Here is an 11,313-nt window from a genome sequence, read left to right on the forward strand (position 1 = left end):
CCGTCGAGACGATCAGGCGCCGAGGCCAGCACTACGACGAGGCGCCGACATCAACCTTGCGTCGGGGTCGCCTCGAGCGTGCGCAGGCGACCGTCGACCATCTCGTGCAGCGAGTCGACGGCGTCGAGGGTGTGCAGGTCGTGCGTCACCATGATGGTCGCGGCCTGGTGCTCGTGCGTCACCTTGCCGAGCAGTTCGACGACGGCGGTGCCGCGCTCGGTGTCGAGCGACGCGGTCGGTTCGTCGACGAGCAGCAGCTTCGGCTCGTTCATCAGCGCGCGGGCGATGCCGACACGCTGACGCTGACCGCCGGAGAGCGCTGCGGGGCGGCGGTCGAAGACCTTCTCCAACCCGACGGCGGCGAGCAGTTCCTCGGCCCGCGATGCGGTGTCCTTGCCGTGACGCCCGGCGATGCGCGCAACGATCTCGAGCTGCTCCACGGACGTCAGCGACGCGATGAGGTTGCTCTGCTGGAAGACGAACCCGATCGACGACAGGCGCACCGCTGCGGCGTCCTTGTGCGAGAGCCCCGAGACGACCTTGCCGTCGATCGTCACGATGCCGGAGTCGGGCGTCTGCAGCAGGCCGGCGACGGCGAGCAGCGACGACTTGCCGGAACCCGACGGGCCCGTCACCGCGGCGAACTCGCCCGCGGCGACGTGCAACGACACGTCGTTGACGGCCGTGATGCGCCCCGAGGCGCCGTCGGGGAAGGTCAGCGTCGCGTTCTTGACGTCGAGGCTCATCGGGCTGCTCCTGGCGCGGTGGTGGGGACGAGGGTGGCGTCGAGGCTCATCGCGCGGCCTTCGACACGAGGTACGGGTGCATGACGACGAAGGCTCATCGCGCGGCCCCCAGTGCGGTGTTGGGGTCGACGGTCACGATGCGGCGCACGCTGACGAGCGCGCCGAGCAGACCGAGAACGAACAGCAGCGCCAGCGGGACGAGCGTGGTGGTGAGGCTGAGGACGAACGGCACCGTGCCCTGCGCGAAGTAGCCGAGGACGGTCGCGACGATCGTGCCGAGGCCGCCACCGATGAGCAGCAGGATGGCGGCCTGACCCATGGCGTCACGCACGAGGTAGCCGGTGTGCGCGCCCATCGCCTTGAGGACGGCGAGGTCGGGCGTGCGCTGGATCGTCCAGACGGTGAAGAACGCGCCGACGACGAGGGCGGAGACGAGCATGAGCATGACGCGCATGAGCGTCAGCGAGCCGTTCTCGGCCTGGTAGGCGCTGATCGTGCTGAGCGACGTCTTCGGGTCCTGCACGTCGAGGCCGGTCGCCGAGGTGAGCGCGTCCTTCGAGAACCCGCTGCCCGTCTTGACGAGCGCGACGGTGCCCGAGCCCTGGCCGAGCAGGCCGGCGGCCTTCGCGTCGTTCTCCGTCATCCACACGACGGGCTGGTGCTGGTACGACGCGTCGTCGCTCAGCTTCGCGACGCGAACGCTCTTGTTGTTGAACGAGATCGACTCGCCCTCCTTGAGCGCGGCGTCCTTCGTGATCGTCTTGCCGACGACGACGGAGCCGTTCTTCACCCCCTTCGGCGCGGCGAACGAACCGTCCGGGACGGCGAAGATGGCGACCGCCGACGGCACACCGGAGACACTCGCGCGGCCCTGCGTGATCGTCAGCGGCGAGGCGTCGGTGACGCCCTTGACCGACTTGATCTTGTCGATGTCCTTCGCCTCGACGTGGGAGCTGTCATACCCGACCTTCTGCCCCTTCGCGGGGGCCGAGAAGCCGATCTGGTCGACACCGTGCGAGGGCAACGTGTCGATGGCCGACACGCTCTCCTTCGCGAGGCCGGCCGCGAGGCCGGTCAGCATGACGACGAGCAGCGTGATCAGGGCGATGACGCCGCCGATGAGGGCGAAACGCCCCTTGGCGTACGCAAGGTCTCGAGTTGCGAGGAACATCAACCTCTTCTTTCGGCACAGGTTCTCCAGGTTTTCTCCATTCCAGCGCGATTCACCCCCTGCGCGCATCACCCAGGCAGTGGGAGAACGCATCAACCGTTCGGTTGACGTCCGTGCGCGTTCGACGCACCCACGCGGCAAAATGGACGGTGATGAGTACCACCGACTCCGAACGCACCATCCGCACCATGCAGGCCGCGATGCACGTCCTGTTCGTCGTGCTGCTCGTCGTCGGGGTGATCCGGGCGCTCGCCGGAGACGCCTCGCCGTTCGCCGTCATCGCCGCGACGGTCGTGTTCACCGGCGTCTACCTGAGCGGCCTCGTCGTCGAACGCCGCGCGCGCCGCGCCCAGTCGCTGCGCGCCGCCCAGGATTCGCACACCGGCCAGGTGTGGATCATCGCGCTGACGCTCGCGTGGTGCCTGACGCTCGCCATCGCGCCTGACTTCGCGTGGGTGGCGTTCGCGCTGTACTTCCTCGTCCTGCACGTCGCGATCCGGCCCATCGCTGCCGCCCTCGTGCCCCTCGTCCTCGTCGCGAGCGCCGCCGCCCTCGTCTCGCGCCCCGACGGACGCAACGTCGGCACCGTCATCGGCCCGATCATGGGGATGATCGTCGCGCTCGGCATCTCGTGGGTGTACGCCCAGCTGCGCGCGGAGAACACGCGCCGCCGCGAACTCGTCACCCAGCTCGTCGCCGCGCAGGACGACGTGCTCGCGACGCAGGAGACGCTCGCCCTCGCCCAGCACCGCGCCGGCGTCCTCGCCGAGCGCGAGCGCCTCGCGCACGACATCCACGACACCCTCGCGCAGGGCTTCTCCAGCATCGTGCTGCTGTCGCGCGCGGGCCTCGCCCGTAACCAGCACGCCCGCACCCAGCACGCGAGCGCCCAGGCCACCCACGACAGCGCCGCGCATGCCGGCGACGAGATGGCGCGCCTGCTCGAGCAGATCGAGTCGACGGCCGCGCAGGGCCTCGCCGACTCGCGCGAGGTCGTCCATGCCCTGACGCCGAGCAACCTCGTCGACGCGCCGTTGTCCGGCGCGCTCGAGCGCCTCACCGCGCGCCTGACGGAGCACACCGGCATCCGCGCCGACACGACCTGCGACGGCGAACCGCGCCCACTGCCGGCCCCAGTCGATGTCGCGCTGCTGCGCATCGCGCAGAGCGCCCTCGCCAACGTGCGGACCCACAGCAAAGCGCAGCGCGTCGGCGTGACGCTCAGCTACCGACCCGACGAGGTCGGCCTCGAAGTCATCGACGACGGCGTGGGTTTCACCGACGCCGACGTCGAATGCGCGCCCCTGGGCGGCAGCGGATTCGGCCTGCGCGCCATGCGGGAACGCCTCGACGCACTCGGCGGCCACCTCGAGATCGAATCCCAGCCCGGCGAGGGCGCCGCCCTCATCGCGACCATCCCCACCAGCGGCCCCTACAAGGCGGTGAGGCAGGAGAACACCGAGCCCGCCCCTGCCCTGACGGCCGGAGTCGAACCGCACGTGACACCCTCGACGGAAAGCAGCCTCCGATGACGAGCGTCATCCTCACCGACGACCATCCCGTCGTGCGCGCGGGCCTACGAGCGCTGCTCGACGCGTCGGGCATCGACGTCCTCGACGAGGCCGGCAGCGGCGAGGAGGCCCTGCGCGTGCTCGACCGCCTCGCCGAGCAGGGGGTGCGCCCCGACGTGGTCCTCATGGATCTGCAGATGGGGCCCGGCCTCGACGGCGTCGCGGCGACGCGCGCCATCCGCGCCCGCCACGACGCGCCCCGCGTCCTCATCCTCACGACCTACGACACGGACGCCGACATCGTGCGCGGCGTCGAGGCCGGCGCGTCCGGCTACCTGCTCAAGGACGCACCGCCCGCCGACCTCGTCGAGGCCGTGCACCGCGCCTCACGCGGCGAGACGGTGCTCGCGCCCGCCGTCGCGGCGCGCCTCGTCAACCGGTTGTCCTCGCCCGCACCGACGCTGACGGCCCGCGAACTCGACGTGCTCGACGCCGTCGCCGGCGGCGCGACGAACAAGGAGATCGCGAAGCACCTCTTCGTCTCCGAGGCGACCGTCAAGACGCACCTCGTGCACATCAACGAAAAACTGGGCGCCACCTCGCGCACCGAAGCGGTGGCACTCGCACGACGCGCTGGGCTGCTGCGCTGAGAAGCGCCTAGGGCTGAACCCTCAGTCGCCGCGCCCGACGACACGCCCCACGCTCGATGGCTGCCGCGCGAGGCGCACGGCGCGCTGGATGCGGCGCGTCGACTTGTCGGGGTGCGGTAGTTCGTCGAGCGCGAACCATCCGGATTCGAGGGCTTCGCTCGCCACCTCGACCTCCGGGCGCTCGTCACACACGACGCGGAAGATGACGTCGACGTGCCGGATCTCCGGGTCGAAATCAGTGGCCATGACGCTACCCGGCTCGATGTCGAGGCCCGTCTCCTCACGCACCTCGCGCACGACGGCGTCCTGCGGTTGCTCGCCGGCGTCGATGAGGCCGCCCGGCAGCGACCATCCGCTGCGGTGCGCCTGACGCAGCGCGAGCACGCGCCCGTCGTGCTCGATGATAGCGACGGCGCCGGCGCTGAACGTCGGCTGCATGGCGTGCACGATGCGGTGGCTGAGCCCGGCGGGCAGCATCCGGTAGACGCGCAGCGCGGCCATCCGCAGCGCTCCGGGACGCTCGGCGTTCACATGGCCTCCTTGGCGCGGCGTTCGAACTGACGTTCGTCGACGGCGTCGAGATCCTCGTCGTCGTGCTCCTCGAGATGGTAGCTGCGCATCACCTTGACCATGTTGTTGACGACGGCGATGAGCGGCACGGCCGTGAACGCGCCGAACGCCCCGCCGAGCAGCGTGCCGGCGCTCACGCCGATCAGGATGACGACGGGGTGCAGGTCGACGAACCGTCCGAGGATGAGGGGGTTGACGAGGTTGCCGAGCAGCTGCACGAGCACCGTGAGGATCGCGACGAGCACGAGCGCGGTGACGAGCCCGTTGCCGACGAACGCGACCGCGAACATGAGCGCCGCGGCGAGCAGCACCCCGACGAGCGGGATGAGCGAGCCGAGGAAGATGACGACGGTCAGCGGGACGGCGAGGGGCACGTCCGCGAACCAGAGCACGGGCAGCATCGCCGCTGCGTTGAGCAGGGCGAGCAGCACGAGCGAGCGCATGTAGACGACGAGGGTGCGCCACGCCGCGGCGCCCGCGAGGTCGACGTGGTTGTGCGCGCCGCGCGGCAGCAGCCGCACGATCCAACGCCAGATGGAGCCGTCGTCGGCGAGCAGGAACAGCGCGCAGAACAGCGTGAGCAGCAGCGCCGACAACCCGCCCGTGACGATGCCGACGTGCGCCGCGGCCCAGCCGACGATGTCGGCCGTGTGGTTGCTCAGCGTCGTTCCGAGGTCGGTCGTGTAGCGGCTCGCGGAGGTTTCGTCGATCTTCAGCGGCCCGTCGACGAGCCAGTGCCGCGCGCCCTGCTCGGCGAGCGTCAGCTGTCGGGCGAACTCGCCGCTGGAGTCGTCGATCTGCGCCACGACGAACGCGATCAGCCCCGCAGCCGAACCGACACCGACGAAGAACGCGATGACCGCGGATGTCGTGCGCCCCACGCCGCGCCGCACCAGCCACGACACGATCGGAGCGAGGAGCGCCGCGAACATCACCCCGGTGACGAAGGAGACGGTGACGACGCCGAGACGCGTGACGCCCCAGAAGAACGCGAGCACCCCGACGGCGATGGCGAGCAAACACACCGACCACCACGCGGCCACCCGCACGCCATACGGCACGGCCTCACGCGCCGACGCCACCTTCTGCTGTTCCATGGCCCAAGAGTGTCACGCGGTGGGGCGGGCGCGACGCAGCGTCACACCGGCGAGCGCTTCGGGCCTCACGAGGGTCGCCCCGGCGTGCGTCCAGAACTGTTCGATCTCGGCGTGCAGGCGCGACGACGGATCGCTCGCGCGTGCTGACAGGTGCAGCCCGAGGACGGTCGCACTGAGCATGCGCGCCACGACGCCCGTGTCGACCCCGGCATTGAGGCACCCCGCAGCGGCGACCTCGTCGAGCATGTCGCGGGTCGTCTCCTGCCACACCCCGAACGACGCCGGATGCCCCGCGCCATAGGTCTCGCGCTCGATCGCGAGCCGAGCCGTCGCCTGGAAGATCGGGTCGTCGGCGAGCCCGTCACAGGTGAGGTAGCCGTAGTCGACGAGGCGTTGCACCGGCGAGCCCGCCAGGGCGGCGACGGCGTCGCGCAGCCACGTCGTGTGCGCGGCGAGGACGGCGTCGGCGACCTCTTCCTTCGTGTCGAAGTGGAAGTACAGCGCGCGCTTCGTCACGCCCGAGCGCGTCATGATGTCGGCGATGGTCGCGCCGGCGAAACCGTGCTCGGCGAACGCCTCGGCGGCGCCCGTCAGGATGCGAGAGCGCGTCTCGTGCGCACGCGCCTGGGTGATTTTCCGCTGCGCCACCGAGCCACCCCCTCATGGTCGTCTCGTATTTCGGCCTGCGGATTCAATCACGAATTGCTATGTCGTCCGTCATGCCACTCGGGAGGCGGCCACCCCGGCCGCTCGCCCGGAGAACAGGCATCCTCCGAGGAACGTGCCCTCGAGCGCGTTGAAGCCGTGGACGCCTCCCCCACCGAAGCCGGCGGCCTCACCGGCGGCGAACAGCCCCGGCACGACGCGGCCGCGAGCGTCGAGCACGCGCGAGTCGAGGTCGGTCTGGATGCCGCCGAGACTCTTGCGCGTCAGCACGTGCAGCTTGATGCCGACGAGCGGGCCCTGCCTCTCGTCGAGCACGCGGTGCGGCGCCGACACGCGCGCCAGCCGGTCGCCGAGGTAGCGGCGCGCGTTGTGGATCGCCATGACCTGCACGTCCTTGCCGTACGCGTTGTCGACCTGCGCGTCACGCTCCTCGATCTGCCGACGCACGTGTGCCGCATCGAGCAGCGGCTCGTCCGTCAACTCGTTCATCTTCGCGACGAGCTCTTCGAGCGTCTCGGCGACGACGAAGTCCTCGCCGTGCTCGACGAAGTCGGCGACCGCTCGCGGCGCACCCTTCGCCAGCCGCGCCCGCACGACCTCGCGGCGGCTCCCGGACGTCAGGTCGAGGTTCTGCTCCGAGCCGGAGAGGGCGAACTCCTTCTCCAGCATCGGTTGGGTGACGATGAACCACGAGTGGTCGTACGCGCGGATCGCCGGGTCGCTGCGCAGATGACGCAGCGTGCCGCGCGTGTCGAAACCGGGCAGGCACGGCATCGGCATGCGACGTCCGATCGCGTCGAACCACAGCGGCGACGGGCCGGGCAGGATGCGGATGCCGTGCTGCGGCCACACCGGGTTCCAGTTTCGGATGCCTTCGGTGTAGTGCCACATCCGATCACGGTTGACGAGGCGCGCGCCCGCGTCCGCGGCGATCTCGAGCATGCGCCCGTCGACGTAGGCGGGCACCCCCGTCAGCATCGAACGCGGCGCCTCGCCGAGATCCGCCGGCCACCAGCGCCGCACGAGGTCGTGGTTGCCACCGATGCCGCCGCTCGCGACGATGACCGACGGCGCCGTGAACTCGAACCCGCCGACGACGTCGCGGTTCGACGCGACACCGCGCTTCGCGTCGTCGGGAGCGAGGACACTGCCGCGCACGCCGGTGACGGCGCGAGCACCACCGTCGGCAGGGGTCTCGACGATGAGTTCGTCGACGCGATGACGGTGCGCGAACGTCAGCAGGCCCCGGGCCTCGGCGTCGAGCGCCTTCTCGACGAAGGGGCCGCTCACGCCCGTGCCGGTGCCCCACGCGATGTGGAAGCGGGGCACCGAGTTGCCGTGACCCCCGGCGCGACCGTCGCCTCGCTCGGCCCACCCGACCATTGGCGTGAGCTCGATTCCGTTCTCGCGCAACCACTCCCGCTTGCCGCCGGCCGCCCACTCGACGTAGGCGCGCGCCCAGCGCTTTCCCCAGACGTCCTCACCGAGGGGCTCACCGGACGCGTTCGCCTCACCCTCGAGGCGGTCCCACTGGGCGCTGCCGCACCAGTCCTGCCACGCGAGCTCGAGGCTGTCGCGCACCCGCAGGCGGCGCTGCTCGGGCGAGTCGACGAGGAACAACCCACCGAACGACCAGTGCGCCTGAGCGCCCAGATTGGCGCGATTCTCCTGCTCGACGACGACGACGCGGCGCCCCCGCGACGTCAGTTCGGCCGCCGCCACGAGACCTGCCAGCCCCGCGCCCACGACGATCGCGTCGAAACTCTTCCCGTCCATGCCCACCTCCAAAGTCTCGTCGCACGCACTGTCTCGGGACGACGCGTCACGTCGCGGCCTGTATCGAACGCCAGGGTTCGATGTGATGCCGATCACTGTACTCACGGGTTTTCGGGCGCATCGACGAACGACGAAAAGGCGCTGCGCGGCCGTCCGATGTGCTGACGTTCTCAGCCCGTCAGAAGGCGCAATGGGTAGCATCGGACGTTATGACCTCACGGACCGCAGCGGCGCGCCCCGACGAGACGCCCGCGGCCGGAGCGTCATCGCTCGGGGCCGACTCGTCCGGGCACCAGGCGACTACGGCGTCGTCCCCGCTCGCCGCGTTCTGGCGCGAGCTCAGCACGTTCGGCATCATCGGCGTGCTCAACATCTTCATCGACATGGGCCTGTACAACTGGCTGCGCGCCGGCCCGCTCGACGGCAAGGTGACGACCGCGAAGATCATCTCGGGCGCCGTGGCCACCGTGTTCGCATGGGTCGGCAACCGGTACTGGACGTTCCGTCACCGCGAGAACCGTCCGCTGCACCACGAGGTCGTGTTGTTCTTCGCCGTCAACGGTGTCGCACTCGCCGCCACCTCGGCCTGGGTCGCGTTCGCGCACTACGTGCTGGGGGCCCGCGGCGCGTTGTGGGAGAACGTGCACGCCCTCATCGGCATCGGAATCGGCACCATCCTGCGCTTCGTCGCCTACCGGACGATCGTGTTCGGCGCCGCCGCAGAGGATCCGAAAGCCTGACGCGCAGGAGCGGGATCAGGGGGCTGAGCGCCGTGCGCCCACCCGGGACACGAGGTGCCCGACCACATCACCCTCGAACGCTAGGACCGTCGCGCCCGCACCCGCGACAGGAGGTGCCCGGCCTGTTCGCGCCGCAGTTCGAGACCCCAGCCGGCGACGGCGAGCAGCGCCTCGCTGATGATGTTGCCCGACATCTTCGACGTGCCGAGTTCGCGCTCGCTGAATCGGATCGGGTGCTCGACGATGCGCGCCCCGGCCCGGATCGAGCGCCACGTCAGGTCGATCTGGAAGCCGTAACCGGCTGACGTCACGCTCGCGAGGTCGATCTGGCGCAGCAGCGTCGCGCGGTAGACGCGGAACCCGGCCGTCGCGTCATGGACTCGGGTGCCGAGCATCGCCTGGACGTAGACGTTGGCGCCGCGGCTGAGGATCTCGCGGTTCTTCGGCCAGTTGACGACGGAGCCGCCCTTGATCCAGCGGGAGCCGATGACGAGGTCGGCGCCGGCCGCGAGCGCGAGCATCGCAGGCAGTTCCTCGGCCGGGTGCGAACCGTCCGCGTCGATCTCGACGAGCGCGTCGTAGCCGCGCTCCAGACCCCACGCGAAACCGGCGAGGTAGGCCTTGCCGAGGCCCTCCTTGCCGCGACGGTGCATGACGTGCACGTGGGCGTCGGCCGCCGCCATCTCATCGGCGAGCTGCCCTGTCCCGTCGGGCGAGTTGTCGTCGAGGACGAGGATGTCGGCGTCGGGGACGGCACTCCGGATGCGCTCGACGATGACCGGCAGGTTCTCCCGCTCGTCGTACGTCGGCACGAGAACGAGCACTCGCTCGATCGGTGCGCGATCCGCTGCGTCGACCACCAAAGACCTCCCCACGAGCGCCAGGCGGGCGCCAGGCTGTGCATACCCTATCGGTGGCGACGGACAATGGAGCAATGAACCCAGCACGAATCGCCGTCGCCGGGCACCCGCAGGCCCTCGTGCGACGCACACCCCCCGGCCGGGCCGCATGAGCGCCGACATGAACGTGGGCACCGTCGCCGAGGCCGTCACGACGCTCTACGGCGGCGACCCGGCCGACTTCGTCGCGGTGCGCAAGGAACTCGCCGCAGCCGCACGTACCGCCGGTGAGCGCGATGCTGCCCGCGAGATCGCCGCGCTCCGCAAGCCCACCGCCGCGGCCGCGGCCGTCAACCACCTCGACGACGGCGCCATCAGCGACGTCCTCGCCCTCGGCGAACAGATGCGTGCCGCGCAGACCTCGCTCGACGCGGCCACGCTCAAGGAGTTGTCGGCCCGACGGCAGGAACTGCTGCAGCAGATCGTCACGCGGCACGACCTGAACGGCTCGCTCGCCGAGGCCGTGCGCGCCACGCTGCTCGCGGCGATCGCGGACCGGCAGGCAGCCGACGCCGTGGCGACCCGCGCACTCGTGCGGCCACTGAGCTACAGCGGGTGGGGCGACATCGACCTCACCGACGCCGTCGCGCACCGCGACGCGCCTGCGCGCCCCGCGCTGCGACTCGTCGCCGGCGGTACGCCTGCCCAAGACCGAATCCGCGGTGCTGCGGCCGCGACATCAGCCCCAACCGCTTCCTCCTCCGCGGATGGAGCCTCCCCGCAGGTCGCCGACACCCAGAGCCGGCGGGATGAGGACGAGCAGGAGAAAGCCGAACGTGAGGCCGCCGAGCGCGAGAGCGCCCAGAGGCGGCGGGCCGAGCAGGAGCAGCGCGAGAAGGCAGCGCTGGCCGAGATGGATGCCCGCATCGCGCGGTTGCGAGTCCGCGTCGAGGCGGCGCAGAAGGCCTACGACGCAGCGAGAGCGGCCCGCGACTCGGCGCGGGCCGCTCTCGAAGAGGCGTTGCTCAGGCGCTCTTCGATGCCTGGGGGAACATCGTCGAGCAGTAGCTCGTGAGGTCCTCGACGGCGCTGTTGTACGACGTCGTGTCGACCGTCTTCGCCGGCTTCTCCGCCTTCTTCAACGCATCGACCTGAGCCGCAGCTGCGTCGGCCTTCTTCTTGAACGACGCATCACCGGACTGCTTCCCGTCCGAGCGCAGCGAATCCGCGAGCGAACCCATCGTCTTCGTCGCCTTCTGCAGGTCGGCGTCCTTGTGAGAGTCGACGGCGTCGTTCCACGCCGCATTCGCCGAGACGACCTGGCTGTTCGACGAGATGCAGGCCTTGCGCAGCGCAAGTGTCGCGCCGGGCTTGCCGGAGGCCGAACTCGACTGGCTGACCTGCACGCTCGGGTCGTCGCCGCTGTTGCCGCAGGCACCGAGCGTGAGCGTCAGACCGGCGCAGGCACCGAGCACCGACAGCGTGCGGGCGGGTCGAAGAGTGAAGGTCACTGGGTCCTCTCAGGAAGGTCGGGGTGGGTCACGATG

12 protein-coding genes are annotated in these 11,313 nt (G+C 70.4%); 4 read left to right on the plus strand and 8 right to left on the minus strand.

Annotated elements, in window-relative coordinates:
• Positions 1-50 precede the first annotated feature (50 nt).
• Both AC1RS9_RS11995 and AC1RS9_RS12000 read right to left on the minus strand, forming a co-directional pair.
• On the minus strand, positions 51-746 hold the full coding sequence (locus AC1RS9_RS11995) for an ABC transporter ATP-binding protein (RefSeq protein WP_038569683.1): 696 nt from the start codon (positions 744-746) through the stop codon (positions 51-53).
• A gap of 94 nt (positions 747-840) precedes the next feature.
• Entirely contained in the window at positions 841-1,917 is a 1,077-nt protein-coding gene (locus tag AC1RS9_RS12000; protein ID WP_006946338.1) for an FtsX-like permease family protein, read from the minus strand.
• 152 nt (positions 1,918-2,069) lie between these two features.
• Between AC1RS9_RS12000 and AC1RS9_RS12005 the strand changes: the two genes are divergently transcribed.
• A complete protein-coding gene (locus AC1RS9_RS12005) occupies positions 2,070-3,449 on the plus strand; it encodes a sensor histidine kinase (RefSeq protein ID WP_074046263.1) in 1,380 nt (459 codons plus the stop codon).
• Positions 3,446-4,078, plus strand: a complete 633-nt coding sequence (locus AC1RS9_RS12010) for a response regulator (RefSeq protein WP_074046262.1) — start codon at positions 3,446-3,448, stop codon at positions 4,076-4,078. The genes AC1RS9_RS12005 and AC1RS9_RS12010 overlap by 4 nt, the downstream gene beginning before the upstream one ends.
• Before the next feature lie 21 nt (positions 4,079-4,099).
• Here the strand turns inward: AC1RS9_RS12010 and AC1RS9_RS12015 are convergent, their stop codons facing one another.
• The 4 genes from AC1RS9_RS12015 to AC1RS9_RS12030 form a co-directional block, all read right to left on the minus strand.
• Positions 4,100-4,609 (minus strand): NUDIX domain-containing protein, encoded by a 510-nt coding sequence (locus AC1RS9_RS12015; RefSeq protein WP_006943456.1) that lies wholly within the window; start codon positions 4,607-4,609, stop codon positions 4,100-4,102.
• Positions 4,606-5,745: an AI-2E family transporter gene (locus AC1RS9_RS12020; RefSeq protein ID WP_074046261.1), complete on the minus strand. Its 1,140-nt coding sequence runs from the start codon at positions 5,743-5,745 to the stop codon at positions 4,606-4,608. Before AC1RS9_RS12020 ends, AC1RS9_RS12015 begins: the two co-directional genes overlap by 4 nt.
• Before the next feature lie 12 nt (positions 5,746-5,757).
• Positions 5,758-6,393, minus strand: coding sequence for a ScbR family autoregulator-binding transcription factor (locus tag AC1RS9_RS12025; RefSeq protein ID WP_131941757.1), 636 nt, complete (start codon positions 6,391-6,393; stop codon positions 5,758-5,760).
• Between the two features lie 69 nt (positions 6,394-6,462).
• A complete protein-coding gene (locus AC1RS9_RS12030) occupies positions 6,463-8,187 on the minus strand; it encodes an FAD-binding dehydrogenase (RefSeq protein ID WP_492921619.1) in 1,725 nt (574 codons plus the stop codon).
• Between the two features lie 209 nt (positions 8,188-8,396).
• Here AC1RS9_RS12030 and AC1RS9_RS12035 point away from each other — a divergent pair, with 209 nt between their 5' ends.
• Entirely contained in the window at positions 8,397-8,927 is a 531-nt protein-coding gene (locus AC1RS9_RS12035) for a GtrA family protein (protein WP_006943451.1), read from the plus strand.
• 80 nt (positions 8,928-9,007) lie between these two features.
• Here the strand turns inward: AC1RS9_RS12035 and AC1RS9_RS12040 are convergent, their stop codons facing one another.
• Positions 9,008-9,787, minus strand: a complete 780-nt coding sequence (locus AC1RS9_RS12040; protein ID WP_038569692.1) for a polyprenol monophosphomannose synthase — start codon at positions 9,785-9,787, stop codon at positions 9,008-9,010.
• Between the two features lie 160 nt (positions 9,788-9,947).
• On the opposite strand from AC1RS9_RS12040, the gene AC1RS9_RS12045 reads away from it, so the two are divergent.
• The gene (locus AC1RS9_RS12045; protein ID WP_156444894.1) at positions 9,948-10,841 is read left to right on the plus strand and encodes a hypothetical protein; all 894 of its coding nucleotides are present in this window, start codon (positions 9,948-9,950) and stop codon (positions 10,839-10,841) included.
• Here AC1RS9_RS12045 and AC1RS9_RS12050 read toward each other — a convergent pair.
• Positions 10,792-11,277, minus strand: coding sequence for a hypothetical protein (locus AC1RS9_RS12050; RefSeq protein WP_144694373.1), 486 nt, complete (start codon positions 11,275-11,277; stop codon positions 10,792-10,794). The two genes, AC1RS9_RS12045 and AC1RS9_RS12050, sit on opposite strands and share 50 nt — an antisense overlap.
• Between the last annotated feature and the right edge of the window lie 36 nt (positions 11,278-11,313).

The sequence above is a fragment of the Dermacoccus sp. MPR-E5 genome, assembly GCF_058809565.1.